We start from the raw sequence: 14,587 nt of genomic DNA, 5'->3' as shown, positions 1-14,587 counted from the left end.
CCACCAACGGGCCGATCCGGGCAGGGGCCGGAAGCCGATACGAAGCCGATACGTGCGGGATCGCCGGCAAGCGGCCCGGGGACTCGTCTTCAGGTGGAGGCCGGGCCGAGGTGGCTGCTTCCGACGGCGCTCATCACGATCGCGGCGGGATCAGGCGCCAGGTGATGGCCACGACCAGCAGAAACGCCACGTAGGTGACGGCAAACACCCAGCCCGGGAAATCGTAGTACATCCAGACGCTTACCCAATGCTGAATGAAACCCTGCGGGCCGGTCCTGCCGGTGCGCAGCCGGTCCTCGACGACCGTGAGCGGGCACGGCAGGTCGAGCGCAGCCAGCGCCGCGACGATGCCGATCGCGCCGAGATGCGTGATCCGGAATGCGCGATTGCGCACCCAGCTGTGCTTGAATCCGGTGCCCACCCAGATCGCGAGCAGCCCGCCGACGATGAAGATGACGAGCATCGCGTGCAGGACCAGAACCGTATTCGCGAGCCAGATCATGGTGTCGTTGCGGGGTTCGACGGAAACGCTGCGGTATCGGAATGCGCGTTGCGCGCCATCTGACCGTCAGGCGTATGCTTGTTTGTCGATATATCACCGATTGTTCCGTCCGCATGTGCGCATGCGGGAACGGGATACAGCGTAGCGGAAAAGAATGGAGCGGATTGCGAATTCGCCGGTGGACGCCCGATGCGCCGCCATAACGATGGATCCGGTGGATCGCCTGGGCGCGCCGCGATGAAGCCCGTCGGGATCGCGCTGCGTGTCGCCGTCACGTGTCTGGTTGGTGTTGTCGCGTTCGCGGGAGTCGTCATGGTGCAGGATCGCCTCATCTACTTCCCGGAGAGAATCACGGTCCGCGAGATCGTCTCCGGCGAACTGCAAGCGTGGCCGTCGACGGACGCCTTTCGGGGCCTCGTGGCCGAGCCGGCCGGCGCCGCGCGCGGGACGGCGATCGTGTTCCATGGCAATGCCGGGCATGCCGGGTACCGTTCGTACTACGCGACGGCACTCACCCGCATGGGACTGCGCGTGATCCTCGCGGAATATCCGGGTTACGGGCCGCGCGACGGAGCGCCAAGCGAAGCGAGCCTGGTGGCCGACGCGCAGCAGACGATCGCGATTGCGCATCGCCGCTACGGCATGCCGCTGCTGCTCGTCGGCGAATCGCTCGGCGCCGGCGTGGCGGCAGAGGCGGGCGCGCGCGAGCGCGACAACGTGACCGGCTTGCTGCTGATCACGCCGTGGGACACGCTCGGGCATGTCGCCGCGCATCACTATCCGTGGCTGCCCGTGACCTGGCTGCTGCGGGACCGTTACGACAGCGCTGCCCATCTTGCGTCGTTCGGCCGACCTGTCGTGGTGGCGGTCGCGGAGCACGACAGCATCGTCCCAGCGCGCTTCGGCGAGGGGCTCTACGATGCGCTCGCCGATCCGAAACGCCTGACGGTCGTGAAGTCCGCGGAGCATAACGACTGGATCGGCCTGGTCAACGATGCGTGGTGGCAGGACGCGATCGGCTTCCTGCTCGCGCCGCGCCATTGAGCGATGAAGCCCCGCTCCGGTCCGCCCGAAGGGCGACGCTTCTACATCCTCGATGCGAACGACGCACCCGTCGAAGTGTTCGACGAAGGCGCGTGGTCGCGCTGGATGTCGGAGAACGATCTCGTGTTCCGTCGCACTGTGCTGGACGAATCCGGCGTGACGATCACGACGCGCTTTCGCGGCGTATCCGATGCGAAGACCGGCGATGCCTGCCTGTTCGTCACGCGCGTCGCCGGTCTGCAGGCGCAGGACAACCCGGCCTTCGCCGCCCGTACGCTCGACGAAGCACTGGATCAGCACGAGCATTTGCTGCAGGACATTCTCCGGAAACTGACGGGGCGATGACCGCCGCCGGTCATGCGGCGCGGGTCCGGTTCTATTTGCTTTGGAGATATTGCCTATTCTCGATATCGCGTTGCGCGATACCCGGTGCGGCCGCCAAACTTGCGCAAAATCAATTCCACCAGGAGACGAACATGCGTACGCAAGTCGGCATCATCGGCGCAGGGCCCGCGGGCCTGCTGCTTTCCCATCTGCTTCATCTGCGCGGGATCGATTCGGTCGTGCTCGAGACCCGCAGCCGCGAACAGATCGAATCCACGATCCGCGCGGGCGTGCTCGAACAGGGCACGATGGACCTGCTGACCGAAGCCGGCGTCGGCGACCGGATGAAAGCGGAAGGCGCACTGCATCACGGATTCGAGCTGGCATTCGAGGGCAAGCGCCGCCGCATCGACCTCACCGGGCTGACCGGCAAGGCGATCACCGTGTACGCGCAGCACGAAGTGCTGAAGGATCTCGTCGCCGCGCGTGTCGCCGCGAATGGCGCACTGTATTTCAACGTGTCGGACACCACGATTGCCGACATCGACACCGATACGCCTTCGATCCGTTTCGTGCACGAAGGCGAGCCGCACACGCTGCACTGCGACTTCGTGATCGGCTGCGACGGCTCGCAGGGCGTGTCGCGCGCGGCGATTCCGGCCGCGCTGCGCCAGGATTACGAACGGGTCTTTCCGTTCGGCTGGTTCGGCATTCTGGTCGACGCGCCGCCTTCGTCCGACGAATTGATCTATGCACGCCACGAACGCGGTTTCGCACTCGTCAGCACGCGCTCGCCGAACGTGCAGCGCATGTATTTCCAGTGCGATCCGAAGGACTCGGTCGACAACTGGTCCGACGACCGCATCTGGGCGGAGATGCATGCGCGCGTCGATTCGGCGGACGGCCAGCACGTGGTCGAAGGAAAGATTTTCCAGAAGAATATCGTCGGGATGCGAAGTTTCGTGTCGACGACGATGCAGCACGGCCGCCTGTTCCTGGCGGGCGACGCCGCGCATATCGTGCCGCCGACGGGCGCGAAGGGGCTGAACCTGGCGGTGTCGGACGTGCGCATCCTGACGACGGCGCTCCAGGCGTTCTATCAGGAAAACCGCACCGATCTGCTCGATGCGTACAGCGAAACCGCGCTGCGGCGGATCTGGCGCGCGGAGCATTTCTCGTACTGGATGACGCGGATGATGCATCGTCTCGACGACGCGTCGCCGTTCGAGCAGCGCCTGCAGGTCGCGGAGTTGGAGCATGTGACGACGTCGCGGCCGGCGGCAACGGCGATGGCGGAAAACTACGTTGGAGCGGTGGCGGTCTGACGCTTCCCGCGCGACGCGGGTTGTACGCGTCGCGCGTCGCTTGTTTGGCTCGTCCAGACAGCGCTCCTTGCTTCTTGTACGCGCCCGAAGGAAGTCCCGTCGGGGGACAGCCGGCAACGCATGTTCGCATGCCCGTTACTGGCCCGAACAGCGCCTAGGACGCCAGCATCAAGTCCCGATGCGCCGATTCCCTGAATGCGCCGGGCGTCAGCCCGGTCTGCTTGCGGAAATAGCGGCTGAAGTATGCGCTGTCGTCGAAACCCATTTCGTGTGCGATCTGCTTGACGCTCAGGTTCGAGTAGACGAGATCCCGTTGCGCCTCGCGAATCACATGCTCGTTGACCACCGCAGTCGGCGACGTGCCCAGTTCTTCCCGGCAGATTCGCGCAAGCTGCGCGGCGGTCACGCCGAGCCGCTCCGCATAGAACTCGACCGGCCGATGTTCACGAAAATGCGCGGTGATCAGTTCGCGAAAGCGTTGCAGCAGCGCGCTGCGACGATCGGCGCCGGCATTCGACGGCACGGCGGCGAGATCGCTGAGGCGGGCGATCTGCACGAATAGCGCAACCAGCAGCGCCATCCCGGCGGCATCCCGGCCGCGCGCGCCGCCACGAAATTCCTGCTCGAGCAGGTCGAACAGCGGCATCAGCATCGACACGCTGTTATCCGGCCCCCTGACCGGAACGACGGCAGCACGCTGCAGGATCGGCAGCACGCCCGGTGCGGCCACTTTCATCAATGCTTCCAGCGCGCGTTGCGCGACCGTGATCACGAGCCCGTCGATTTCCGGCGTGAACTCGAATGCATGCACGGTCTGTGCGGGCAACAGCACGATGCACGGCGGATCGAACGCGTGCTTCCCGCTCTCGATCACGACGTGTCCGTCTCCTCCCCGGATGTACAAAATCTGCAATAGCGCGTCGTGGCGGTGCGCGGCGATATGCCAGTCGTTCGGGCGGCTGCGCTCCGGGATCCATTCGAAGTTGAACGCGTTGTACCAAGGCGGACGGGCCGACTCGCCGTACAGGTCGTAGTTAGGGATTCTCCTCATGCCGTTTGGCCTCCTGTGTACAAATTGTCCTGCCGCTTGCTGCGTTTGTCCAATTTCCGCGCGCCACGCGCTTCTATACTTTTTTTCACCGGAACAGCCTGCGTGATTCACCCACCGGGCGCTGATTTCGCGTCGCATCCAACCGTCGAAGCAACGCATCTTCGACAATCGATCAGGATACCGTAAAAAATGTCAGAGACTGAGATTCAAGCTGCGGGCTGGCTGGCGCTCGACAACCAGATATGTGTGGTAACGGGCGCGGCCGGCGGCATCGGCACCGCGATCGCGCAAGTTCTTGCCGACGCAGGCGCGCGGCTCGCGCTGCTCGACCGGGACGCCGACAGGACGATTGCGCTCGCCGAACAACTGCGCGCGCGTGGTCGTGACGCGGTCGCGATCGCTTGCGATATCGGCGACGCATCGAGCGTCGCGCACGCAGCCGAGCGTGTGCATCGCGAGCTGGGCACGGCCGACGTGCTCGTCAACAACGCAGGGTTGCTGCGTCCCGGCGGCATCGACACGCTCGACCTCGACGCGTGGAACGCGATGCTGCAGGTCAATCTGACGGGCTACATGCTGTGCTCGCAGGTATTCGGGCGCGCAATGCTTGCTCGCGGTGCCGGCGCGCTCGTGCATGTCGCGTCGATCGCGGCCCGTCACCCTCAGACGTACAGCGGCGCATACAGCGCCAGCAAGGCCGCGGTCGCGATGCTGGCGCGGCAGCTCGCGGCGGAGTGGGGGCCGCGCGGCGTGCGCAGCAACACCGTGTGCCCGGGCATGATCCGCACGCCGCTTTCCGAGTCGTTCTATACACATGGCGACATCGAGGCGCGACGCAGCGCGATGACGGCGAGCCGCCGCATCGGCCGGCCCGACGACATCGCAAACGTCGTCGCATTCCTCGCGAGCCCGCGCGCGTCGTACGTGAACGGCGCGGAGCTGGTCGTCGACGGCGGTCTCGATTCGATGCTGATGGATCTGGTTCCGCGGCCGGGCTTCGACGCCGGCACCGCCGGGTAATTCAACGACATCATTCGCGTCGCGACCGAAGGCGATCGCCGCCACGGTAGCGTGATGGCGGCACCGGCGGTGCCACGGCGCAGATGCGACTCATAGCAGGAGGGGACGCCATGAACACCCAGCAGCGTTCGAACGAGCTCATGTGCGACATGCTCGTGATCGGCTCGGGAGCGGGAGGCCTGTCGACCGCGATTACCGCGCGCAAGGCCGGGCTCGACGTGATCGTCATCGAGAAGGAAGCCTGCTTCGGCGGGACGACCGCATTTTCCGGTGGAGTCTTGTGGATTCCCGGCAACCATCATGCGTCGGCCAACGGCGTACGGGATACGCGTGAAGCCGCGCGCACCTATTTGCGCGGCGAAACGGGCGCGTTCCATGACGACGCCGCAATCGACGCGTTTCTCGAGCACGGTCCGCGGATGCTCGAATTCTTCGAGCGGGAAACCGAGGTCAGGTTCGTCCCGACGCTCTATCCGGACTATCACCCGAACGTGCCGGGCGGCGTCGACATCGGCCGGTCGGTGGTGGCGGCGCCGTACGATGCGCGCCGGCTCGGCCCGAACCTCGAGCGGCTTCTGCCGCCGTTGAAGACGATCACGTTCATCGGGATGATGTTCAATTCGTCGAATGCGGACCTCAAGCATTTCTTCAACGCGACGCGTTCGCTGAAATCGGCGTGGTACGTGACGAAGCGGCTCGCATCGCATCTGAAGGATCTCGCGCTGTATCGCCGCGGCGTGCAGGTGACGAGCGGCAACGCGCTTGCCGCACGGCTCGCGAAATCGGCGCTCGATCTCGGGATTCCGATTCTCACGCGTACCGGCGCGCGCGAACTGATCATGGATGACGGCCGCGTGACTGGCGCCGTGGTGGAGCGAGAAGGCGCGGAACAACGCATCGTTGCGCGCCGTGCAGTCGTGCTCGCATGTGGCGGCTTTTCGCACGACGTGGCGCGTATCGCACAGGCGTACCCGCATCTGCGACGCGGCGGCGAGCATGTGTCGCCGGTTCCATCGGGCAATACCGGCGACGGTGCGAAGCTTGCCGAACGCGCGGGTGGTCGTGTCGAGATCCGCTATCCGCAGCCGGCCGCGTGGATGCCCGTGTCCCGCGTGCCGGTCGGCAACGGCCGGTTCGCCGTCTTTCCGCACCTGCTCGATCGCTACAAGCCGGGCGTGATCGGCGTGACGCGGCGCGGCAAGCGCTTCACCAACGAATCGAATTCGTATCACGACGTGGGTGCCGCGATGATCGAAGCGTGCCGCGATGACGCGGACACGGCGATGTGGCTCGTCTGCGACCACACGACGATCCGCAAGTACGGCCTCGGTTTTGCGAAGCCTGCGCCGGTGCCGCTGGGGCCGTTGCTGCGCAACGGCTACCTCGTCAAGGGCCATACGCTCGCGGAACTCGCGCAGCACGCCGGCATCGACGCGGCCGCGCTGGAAGTCACGGTGCGGCGCTACAACGAAGGCGCTGCGCGTGGCGAGGATCCCGAGTTCGGCCGCGGGACGACCACGTTCAACCGCTATCTCGGCGATCCGGATCATCGACCGAATCCCTGCGTCGCGCCGATCGGTAACGGCCCGTACTACGCGCTGAAGATCCTGATGGGCGACCTCGGCACGTTCGACGGGATTCGCACCACGGTCGCCGGCCAGGTGCTGGCCGCGGACGATCGTCCGATCGCCGGGCTCTACGCGGTCGGCAACGATCGCGCGAGCATCATGGGCGGCAACTATCCGGGCGCGGGCATCACGCTCGGGCCGATCATGACGTTCGGATACCTGACGGCGCGTCACGTTGCGGGGCTGTATGAACCGGCACCCGCCGCTGTTGCGCCGAGCCCAGAACGCGTTCGCGAAACCACCTGAACCGGCACCGACCATGAATACCTCGAAAGCCTTCATCGACCATCGCATCTACACGATCCGCCCGCGCGGCATGGCGGAATTCCTCGAGATCTTCGATCGCCTCGCGATGCCGGTCCAGCTCGAGCATCTCGGCGCGCCCGTCGGTTTCTACATGAGCGACATCGGCGCGCTCAACCAGGTCGTCCATTTGTGGGGCTACGACAACATCGCCGACTACGACGCCCGACGCACCGCGCGCGATGCCGATCCGGCGTGGCCGGCCTACCTGCAGGCGTCGGGCCATCTGATCGTCGCGCAGGAGAGCCGGATCATCCGCCGCGTGGATTTTCCGAGCCTCAGGCATCTGACGTCTTGAGCGGGTCAACCGCAATCGGGAGGCGACATGAGCAACGCACGCCGGCGATCGCCTTTCCGGCATCGGACGCGGCGAGCTGACATCACCGGCACCGTGCTGAACGTCGATGGCGGCTGGCTCGCGTACGGCGGCACCGAGCCGCCGCCCGACTGACGCGCGCCACGACCGGCAAACCATTCAGAACGAAACATGGAGACATCCGTGCGCGAGCGGCGCAGGCGCGTGCTCGCCCGGACAACAAGGAGACATCAGATGCAACCCTCTACCCGTACGCTCGACGTGCAGTCGGTCATCGACACCGAGCGCTTTTCCGCTTGCCAGTGGCTGATCCTGATCCTGTGCTTTTGCGTCGTCGCGGCCGACGGCTACGACACGGCGGCGATCGGCTTCATCGCGCCGTCGCTGGTGCACGACTGGGGAATCGCGCGCAGCGCGCTCGGCCCCGTGATGAGCGCGGCGCTCGCCGGGCTCGGCATCGGCGCGCTCGCTGCCGGGCCGCTGGCGGACCGGTTCGGCCGCAAGACTGTGCTGGTGTCGTCCGTCGCGTGCTTCGGCGTCTGGAGCCTTGTATCTGCGCACGCGCAGACCATCGACGCACTGACGGCGCTGCGCTTCCTGACCGGCCTCGGGCTCGGCGCGGCAATGCCCAATGCGGTCACGCTGATGTCCGAGTATGCGCCGGCGCGCGTACGCGGGATCGTCGTCAACGCGATGTTCTGCGGCTTCTCATGCGGACTCGCGCTGGGCGGCGTCGCATCGGCATGGCTGATTCCGCATCACGGCTGGCAGAGCGTGCTGACTGCCGGCGGCATGGGGCCGATCGTGCTGGCCGCGGTTCTCGTCGTGCTGCTGCCGGAGTCGGCGCAGTTTCTCGCGGCGCGGCCCGGCACGCATGCGCGCATCGCGCGGATCCTCGCACGGATCGCGCCGCGTCAGCGCTTCGACGACTGCACGTTCGTCGCTGCCCATACGCACACCGAAGCGGATGACGGCCGCTCCGCGCTTTCGTTGGTGCTGTCGTCGAAGTTTCGCTCGCGCACGCTGATGCTGTGGCTCGCGTATTTCATGGGCTTGCTGATCTATTACCTGATGACGAACTGGATGCCGACGCTGTTTCGCGATGCCGGTTTCGGCGCCGGGCGCGGCGCGCTGATGACATCGCTGTTCCCGCTCGGCGGCGTGCTGGGCAATCTCTGCACGGGCTGGCTGATGGACCGTTTCAACCCGAACCGGACGATCGTCGTTGCGTATGTGCTCGCGGCAGGCCTGGTGCTGGTGGTTGGCCGCACGATCGGTCACACGGCATGGCTCGGCGTGCTGATCTTCCTGTGCGGCACCGTCGTCACCAGTGCCGTGACGTCGATGTCGGCCTATGCGGCGAGCCTGTATCCGACGCGCGGCCGGGCGACCGGCGTGGCCTGGATGCTCGGGATCGGGCGGATCGGCGGCGTCGCGGGCGCGTTCGTCGGCGCGGCACTGATGGGGCTGGGCTGGAATTTCAGCGACGTGTTCAGCCTGCTCGCGGTGCCGGCGCTGGCTGCCGCCGGCGCACTGCATGCGATCGTCCACTGCCGGCCCGAATACACCGAGCAGGAACGCGCAGCGGGGCCGGCCGCGCCGCAGCACTGACGCGCGAGCGCGCGAATTTCAACAATGACATTGACTGGACAGGAGATCGATTGATGAAGAAGGTTTTTGTTGCAACGGCTTCGCTGTGCCTGTGTGCATCCGCCGCGTATGCGCAAAGCAGCGTGACGCTGTATGGCGTGATCGACGAGGGCATCATGTTCAACAGCAACGTCGCGAGTGCGGCGTTGCCGGCGGGCGGGCGCAAGGTTTATCTGGATTCGCTGAACGGCTTGTATGGCAGCCGCTGGGGAATGCGGGGTGTGGAGGACCTGGGTGGCGGCACCAGGGCTGTATTCGCGCTCGAGTCGGGAATCAATCTGAATTCCGGCGCACTCGCGCAGGGCGGGCTGGAATTCGGCCGGCAAGCGTACGTCGGGTTGAGCAACGATCGTTACGGCACGCTCACGATGGGGCGTCAGTACGACTCGGTGGTGAACTATGCGCAGGCCGTGACGATACAGGGCTATCTTGGCAGCGAGGTGTTCCAGCATCCCGGCGACCTCGACAACACGGCCAACTCGCTGCGCACGAACAATGCGATCCGGTATGCGAGCCCCAGCTTCAATGGCCTGACGTTCGGCGCGGAGGTCAGCGTCGGCGGCGTGCCCGGCAACATCAGCGGCAACAGCGGATACTCGGCGGGCGTTGCCTATACCCATGGCCCGCTGTCGCTGGCGGCTGCGTACCTGTATTTCAAGAATCCGACGAGCAACACGGGCTCTTCCGGGTTTTTCACCGGCAACGCAAGCGGGACGGTGCTGACGGGTGTGCTCAACAAAGGCTACGCGTCCGCGAACGCATATCAGGTGGCGATCGGCGGCGGCACATACAGCCTCGGCCCCGTGCTCGTCGGCGCGTCGTTCGCCAACATCCAGTACAGCGGCATCAGCGCGCTGGGCGGCGCGACGGCGCGATTCAACAACGTCGACGTCGGGGTGCGGTGGACGATCACGCCGTACATCTATGTCGGCGCGGCTTACGATTACACGAAGGGTTACCGGGTCGCGGAACTGGGCGGAGTGGGGCTCGGAAACCAGCACTTCAATCAGTTCAGCCTGATCGCCGACTATGCGCTGTCGAAGCGGACGGATCTGTACGTCGAGGGTGCATACCAGAAGGCGTCGGGGATCTCGTCGACCGGCACCGCAGCAGTGGCGGATATCGGCAACGCGGGCGATTCGTCGACGAGCAACCAGACGTTGGTGCGTGTCGCGATGCGGCACAAATTCTGAGGCCAGCGTCGGATTCGTCGCCGCTTCCGTGCTTCGATGTCGCAACTGCCGGCGTTTGGTTAAAGTAGCGCCAATGTGACGGGCGACGGCGAGCATGCAATGCTTGCCTTGCCCGTCACCGCCCGTACGACGAATCCTCGACACGCCATACCGATGACCACCGAACAAAACGACGACGATCTCGATCCCGCGATTGCCGCGATCCTCGCGGCGCTGCATGAAGCGGCGCGCGACCCCGCGGGCAAACCGTGGTCGCTCCCCAAGCTCGCGAAGCGCACGCAATTGCCGATGAGCGCGTTGCGCCGCGTGTTGACGCAGCTCGACGCCGGCGGCCTGACCGCGACGACCGTGCGCGAAGACGGCACGGGCTCGGCGGCATTGACCGATGAAGGTCGCGCGTTGTGCGCACAGCTTTTCGACGCGGCGTAAAAAGGCGGGCCGCCGCAGCAGCCCGCCATCGGTCCGGTCGACGCACCGTGGCTCACCAGCGCGCCGTCACCCCCGCCATGACCGAATGATCGTAGGTCTGGTCGTTCAACCCGCGCCGGTATCCGACATCGAGATCGAGCCAGGGCTTCGGCGAATAGATCGCGCCGGCGATCACGAACGCGGGATTCGCCGACGCGCTGCGCTCGGCGTTACGTGACGTCCCGACATCGACGACCAGCTGCAGCGCATCCGTCGCGCGATAGATCGCGGCGCCGGAAACCTGCCAGATCGCAGTCAGGTCGTCCTGCCGATTCGGCTGATACGCGATTCCGGCATTGGCGAGAAACGAAAACCGCGCGACGTCGATCTGTACGAGCATCGTCGCGCCGGCGCCGACACGGCCGGTTCCGAGGCCGCGCCGATCGTTCCCGGTCGGCATCGTCACGCTCGGCTTCAGTGCGAGCGTGAACGGCCCGCGTTCGACGAAGCGCCATTTCATTCCGGCCTCGACGTCGCCGAATCCCGAGCCGTTCTCGTCGGAGCGCGTCTGCAGATGCGTATACGGCGCGCTGATGTACAGATCGACCCGCTCGCCGAACCCGCGCGTCAACGTCGAGCTCCACAGCTGCTGACGCCCGGTTTCCGGCTGTTTCGACGTCTCCTCGACGTTCAGTTCGAGCTGCCAGTTCGCATTGCCCTGCGTGCCCGTGTCGTCGCTGACGAGCGGATGGGCCGCATCGGCGCCGATCGGCGCGAAGAAAGCGCTTGCGGCGGCAAGCGGAAGCATTCTTTTCATGACACCCCCTGTGAATCGTTGCACACGGCCCGGCCCGCGCGTCGCGCGCGAGCCGGCCAGTCGTCATGCGTGGGAAGCGGAACGGATCAGAACCACTGCTTGTACCGGCGCACGTAGATCGTCTTGACGATCTGCGCGAGCAGGATGTAGCCGACCATCGTCGCGGCGAGCCACAGCCAGTAGCTGCCCGGCAGGTGCATGAAGCCGAGCGAATCCGCGAACGGCGAGAACGGCAGCCAGCAGCCGATCGCGATCGCCGTGAACGTCGACAGCAGCACCGGCAGCGCCGCGGTGCTCTGCAGGAACGGAATCTTCTGCGTGCGCAGCAGGTGCACGACGAGCGTTTGCGACACGAGGCTTTCGATGAACCAGCCGGAGTTCATCACGATCTGGCCGCTCGAACCGCCGTGCAGGTGATACATCGCGCCCGCGCCGAACATGGTCCACATCAGCACGTACGTGGTGATGTCGAACACCGACGACGTCGGCCCGACCCACAGCATGAAGCGGCTGATGTTGCCGGCTTCCCACTTGCGCGGCTTCTTCAGGAACTCGGGATCCATCTTGTCCCACGGCAGCAGCATCTGCGACGTGTCGTAGATCAGGTTCAGCACCAGCAGCTGCGTCGCGAGCATCGGCTCCCACGGCAGGAACGCGCTGGCGACGAGCACCGAGAACACGTTGCCGAAGTTCGAACTCGCGGTCATGTTCAGGTACTTGAGAATGTTGCCGAACGTCTCGCGGCCCTTGATCACGCCTTCCTCGAGCACCATCAGGCTCTTCTCGAGCAGGATGATGTCGGCCGTTTCCTTCGCGATGTCGGCGCCGCTGTCGACGGAGATGCCGACGTCGGCGTCGCGCAATGCCGGTGCATCGTTGATGCCGTCGCCGAGGAAGCCGACCGTGTGGCCGTTCGCCTGCAGCGCCTTGACGATGCGCGCCTTCTGCAGCGGCGTGAGCTTCGCGAACACGGTCGTGCGTTCGACGACCTGCGCGAGCGTCGCGTCGTCGAGCGCCTCGACCTCGGTGCCGAGGATCGGCTTGCCGGGCTCCAGGCCGACCTGGCGGCACACCTTCATCGTGACGGTCGGATTGTCGCCTGTCAGCACCTTCACGGCGACGCCGTTCTCGCGCAGCGCCGCGAGCGCGGGCGCGGCCGATTCCTTCGGCGGATCGAGAAAGGTCAGGAAGCCGCGCACGACGAGGTCGCGCTCGTCCGCGGTGCGGTATTGCTCGCGCTCGTCGCCGCGCGGGATCGCGCGCGTGGCCAGCACGAGCACGCGGAAGCCGTCCTCGTTGTACGCGTTCGCCTGTTCGAGCAGCCGCTTGCGGGCGACGAAGTCGAGCGGCCGCACGCCGTCTTCGTCCTGCACATGGGTCGACACGACGAGCATTTCCTCGACGGCGCCCTTGCAGATCAGCGTGTGCGTGCCGCGCGTGTCCTCGACGACGACCGACAGGCGGCGCCGCACGAAATCGAACGGCAGCTCGTCGATCTTCTTGTAGCCCTGCGGCTTCACGCGATCGCCGATCTCGTTCGCGCGATTGACGACCGCGATGTCGATCAGGTTCTTCTGGCCGCTCTGGTGGAAGCTGTTCAGCCAGCCGAGCTTCAGGATGTCTTCGTTCTTGTGCCCGGACAGGTCGAGATGGTGCTCGAGGATGATCTTGTCCTGCGTGAGCGTGCCGGTCTTGTCGGTGCAGAGCACGTCCATCGCGCCGAAGTTCTGCACGGAGTTCAGGCGCTTCACGACGACCTTGCGGCGCGCCATCGCGACCGCGCCGCGAGCGAGGTTCGCGCTGACGATCATCGGCAGCATTTCCGGCGTCAGGCCGACGGCCACCGCGAGCGCGAACGTGAGCGCGCTCAGCCAGTCGCCCTTGGTCAGACCGTTGATCATGAAGACGATCGGCACCATCACGAACATGAACCTGATCAGCAGCCAGCTCACGCTCGCGACGCCGCGGTCGAAGCTCGTCTCGATCCGCTTGTGGCTCACGACGTTGCGCGCGAGCGACCCGAAGTAGGTGTCCTCGCCGGTTGCGACCACGACCGCGGTGGCGGTGCCGCTGACGACGTTGGTGCCCATGAAGCAGATGTTCTCGAGATCGAGCAGTGACAGCGACGCGTCGTTCGCGGCGGCCGTGTGCGGTTTGGGCGTGTCGGGCGCATTGGCCGACTTGCCGGCAACCGCGCCGAGCGTGTCGTACTTCTCGATGGGCAGCGCTTCGCCTGTCAGCACGGCCTGGCTGATGAACAGGTCGCGCGACGCGATCAGGCGCACGTCGGCCGGAATCATGTCGCCGGCCGACAGGTGCACGATATCGCCGACGACCACTTCGCGCATCGGCACGTCGCGGCGCGACGGCTCGGCGGTGTCGGTCACCGCACGCTGCACGGTCGCGGTCGTGCGCACCATCGCCTTGAGTTTCTCGGCCGCGCGCAGCGAGCGGAATTCCTGCACGAAGCGCAGCAGCGCGCTGATCGTGACCATCGTCAGCAGGATCGTCATGCCGACGAAGTCGCGGTCGTCGGGCGCCGCGAACCAGACGTCCGTGCAGAAGCTGATCGCGGCGAGCACGAGCAGCACGTAGACGAACGGGTTGTGGAACGCGTGCAGCAGCTGGCTGGCCCAGTACGGCGGCTTGTCGTGCGCGATCTCGTTCGGGCCGTGACGCTGGAGGCGGTCGGCGGCCTGATCGTAGGTGAGGCCGCGCGTGGTGGTGCGCAGGTTGCGGAGCGTGTCTTCGAGCGGGCCGGCGGCTTCCTGCGCGGCGCGCATGATGCGCGGTTCGTTCTGCTGGCCGGCGCCGCCGGTCTTGATGAAGCCGCGCTGTTTCTTGTGCGACGGATTGCGTTGTGTCATGTGTTGCTCCATGCGCGCGAGGCGGCGGGCGGGGAGCGCACGTTATCGACGAACGAACGCTCCCTGCCGCGTCGCGTCAGGCGCGATCGGCTGTGTATCGGTGAAGGGGGGAACGCTCGCCGGCGCGCCGTGCGTCGTC

Annotated in this window: 14 protein-coding genes; 10 read left to right on the top strand and 4 right to left on the bottom strand. The window is 65.9% G+C overall.

Going from position 1 to position 14,587, the window contains the following annotated elements; all coding sequences use genetic code 11:
- Positions 1–133: 133 nt before the first annotated feature.
- On the bottom strand, positions 134–502 hold the full coding sequence (locus ACV22Z_RS01050; RefSeq protein WP_448074466.1) for a DUF2784 domain-containing protein: 369 nt from the start codon (positions 500–502) through the stop codon (positions 134–136).
- 237 nt (positions 503–739) lie between these two features.
- Between ACV22Z_RS01050 and ACV22Z_RS01045 the strand changes: the two genes are divergently transcribed.
- The 3 genes from ACV22Z_RS01045 (at position 740) to ACV22Z_RS01035 (ending at position 3,195) form a co-directional block, all read left to right on the top strand.
- Positions 740–1,546 carry an alpha/beta hydrolase gene (locus tag ACV22Z_RS01045; protein WP_448074465.1) on the top strand — a complete coding sequence of 269 codons (807 nt, stop codon included), beginning with the start codon at positions 740–742 and terminating at the stop codon, positions 1,544–1,546.
- A gap of 3 nt (positions 1,547–1,549) precedes the next feature.
- Positions 1,550–1,891 carry a hypothetical protein gene (locus ACV22Z_RS01040; RefSeq protein WP_448074464.1) on the top strand — a complete coding sequence of 114 codons (342 nt, stop codon included), beginning with the start codon at positions 1,550–1,552 and terminating at the stop codon, positions 1,889–1,891.
- Positions 1,892–2,022: 131 nt separating this feature from the next.
- Positions 2,023–3,195 (top strand): 4-hydroxybenzoate 3-monooxygenase, encoded by a 1,173-nt coding sequence (locus tag ACV22Z_RS01035; RefSeq protein ID WP_448074463.1) that lies wholly within the window; start codon positions 2,023–2,025, stop codon positions 3,193–3,195.
- Between the two features lie 154 nt (positions 3,196–3,349).
- Here ACV22Z_RS01035 and ACV22Z_RS01030 read toward each other — a convergent pair whose 3' ends face one another.
- Complete coding sequence (locus tag ACV22Z_RS01030; protein WP_448075133.1) at positions 3,350–4,246, bottom strand: helix-turn-helix domain-containing protein; 897 nt, start codon at positions 4,244–4,246, stop codon at positions 3,350–3,352.
- 189 nt (positions 4,247–4,435) lie between these two features.
- Between ACV22Z_RS01030 and ACV22Z_RS01025 the strand changes: the two genes are divergently transcribed.
- The 7 genes from ACV22Z_RS01025 to ACV22Z_RS00995 all read left to right on the top strand — a co-directional run bounded on the left by ACV22Z_RS01025 (position 4,436) and on the right by ACV22Z_RS00995 (position 10,785).
- Positions 4,436–5,266 carry an SDR family NAD(P)-dependent oxidoreductase gene (locus tag ACV22Z_RS01025; protein ID WP_448074462.1) on the top strand — a complete coding sequence of 277 codons (831 nt, stop codon included), beginning with the start codon at positions 4,436–4,438 and terminating at the stop codon, positions 5,264–5,266.
- Between the two features lie 110 nt (positions 5,267–5,376).
- Complete coding sequence (locus ACV22Z_RS01020) at positions 5,377–7,140, top strand: FAD-dependent oxidoreductase (protein WP_448074461.1); 1,764 nt, start codon at positions 5,377–5,379, stop codon at positions 7,138–7,140.
- A 13-nt stretch (positions 7,141–7,153) separates the two neighbouring features.
- Positions 7,154–7,495: an NIPSNAP family protein gene (locus ACV22Z_RS01015; RefSeq protein WP_448074460.1), complete on the top strand. Its 342-nt coding sequence runs from the start codon at positions 7,154–7,156 to the stop codon at positions 7,493–7,495.
- A 27-nt stretch (positions 7,496–7,522) separates the two neighbouring features.
- Positions 7,523–7,648: a hypothetical protein gene (locus ACV22Z_RS01010; RefSeq protein WP_448074459.1), complete on the top strand. Its 126-nt coding sequence runs from the start codon at positions 7,523–7,525 to the stop codon at positions 7,646–7,648.
- 99 nt (positions 7,649–7,747) lie between these two features.
- Positions 7,748–9,124: an MFS transporter gene (locus ACV22Z_RS01005; protein ID WP_448074458.1), complete on the top strand. Its 1,377-nt coding sequence runs from the start codon at positions 7,748–7,750 to the stop codon at positions 9,122–9,124.
- A gap of 53 nt (positions 9,125–9,177) precedes the next feature.
- On the top strand, positions 9,178–10,356 hold the full coding sequence (locus tag ACV22Z_RS01000) for a porin (protein ID WP_448074457.1): 1,179 nt from the start codon (positions 9,178–9,180) through the stop codon (positions 10,354–10,356).
- A 153-nt stretch (positions 10,357–10,509) separates the two neighbouring features.
- Positions 10,510–10,785, top strand: a complete 276-nt coding sequence (locus ACV22Z_RS00995; protein ID WP_448074456.1) for a transcriptional regulator — start codon at positions 10,510–10,512, stop codon at positions 10,783–10,785.
- A gap of 52 nt (positions 10,786–10,837) precedes the next feature.
- Here ACV22Z_RS00995 and ACV22Z_RS00990 read toward each other — a convergent pair whose 3' ends face one another.
- The gene (locus ACV22Z_RS00990; RefSeq protein ID WP_448074455.1) at positions 10,838–11,581 is read right to left on the bottom strand and encodes a transporter; all 744 of its coding nucleotides are present in this window, start codon (positions 11,579–11,581) and stop codon (positions 10,838–10,840) included.
- 86 nt (positions 11,582–11,667) lie between these two features.
- Entirely contained in the window at positions 11,668–14,448 is a 2,781-nt protein-coding gene (gene mgtA, locus ACV22Z_RS00985) for a magnesium-translocating P-type ATPase (protein ID WP_448074454.1), read from the bottom strand.
- Positions 14,449–14,587: the final 139 nt, after the last annotated feature.

The organism is Burkholderia sp. PU8-34, from assembly GCF_053427725.1.
The sequence above is the reverse complement of the archived record's forward strand: the minus strand, read 5'-3'. Positions and strand labels throughout refer to the sequence as shown.

What these genes read in the sequence shown, in the direction of transcription:
- ACV22Z_RS01020 (WP_448074461.1), top strand. Translation starts at nt 5,377, where the DNA reads ATGAACACCCAGCAGCGTTCGAACGAGCTCATGTGCGACATGCTCGTG.
- ACV22Z_RS00990 (WP_448074455.1), bottom strand. Translation starts at nt 11,581, where the DNA reads ATGAAAAGAATGCTTCCGCTTGCCGCCGCAAGCGCTTTCTTCGCGCCG.
- ACV22Z_RS01010 (WP_448074459.1), top strand. Translation starts at nt 7,523, where the DNA reads ATGAGCAACGCACGCCGGCGATCGCCTTTCCGGCATCGGACGCGGCGA.
- ACV22Z_RS01015 (WP_448074460.1), top strand. Translation starts at nt 7,154, where the DNA reads ATGAATACCTCGAAAGCCTTCATCGACCATCGCATCTACACGATCCGC.
- ACV22Z_RS00995 (WP_448074456.1), top strand. Translation starts at nt 10,510, where the DNA reads ATGACCACCGAACAAAACGACGACGATCTCGATCCCGCGATTGCCGCG.
- ACV22Z_RS01025 (WP_448074462.1), top strand. Translation starts at nt 4,436, where the DNA reads ATGTCAGAGACTGAGATTCAAGCTGCGGGCTGGCTGGCGCTCGACAAC.
- ACV22Z_RS01030 (WP_448075133.1), bottom strand. Translation starts at nt 4,246, where the DNA reads ATGAGGAGAATCCCTAACTACGACCTGTACGGCGAGTCGGCCCGTCCG.
- ACV22Z_RS01050 (WP_448074466.1), bottom strand. Translation starts at nt 502, where the DNA reads ATGATCTGGCTCGCGAATACGGTTCTGGTCCTGCACGCGATGCTCGTC.
- ACV22Z_RS01045 (WP_448074465.1), top strand. Translation starts at nt 740, where the DNA reads ATGAAGCCCGTCGGGATCGCGCTGCGTGTCGCCGTCACGTGTCTGGTT.
- ACV22Z_RS01035 (WP_448074463.1), top strand. Translation starts at nt 2,023, where the DNA reads ATGCGTACGCAAGTCGGCATCATCGGCGCAGGGCCCGCGGGCCTGCTG.
- ACV22Z_RS01005 (WP_448074458.1), top strand. Translation starts at nt 7,748, where the DNA reads ATGCAACCCTCTACCCGTACGCTCGACGTGCAGTCGGTCATCGACACC.
- ACV22Z_RS01000 (WP_448074457.1), top strand. Translation starts at nt 9,178, where the DNA reads ATGAAGAAGGTTTTTGTTGCAACGGCTTCGCTGTGCCTGTGTGCATCC.
- mgtA (WP_448074454.1), bottom strand. Translation starts at nt 14,448, where the DNA reads ATGACACAACGCAATCCGTCGCACAAGAAACAGCGCGGCTTCATCAAG.
- ACV22Z_RS01040 (WP_448074464.1), top strand. Translation starts at nt 1,550, where the DNA reads ATGAAGCCCCGCTCCGGTCCGCCCGAAGGGCGACGCTTCTACATCCTC.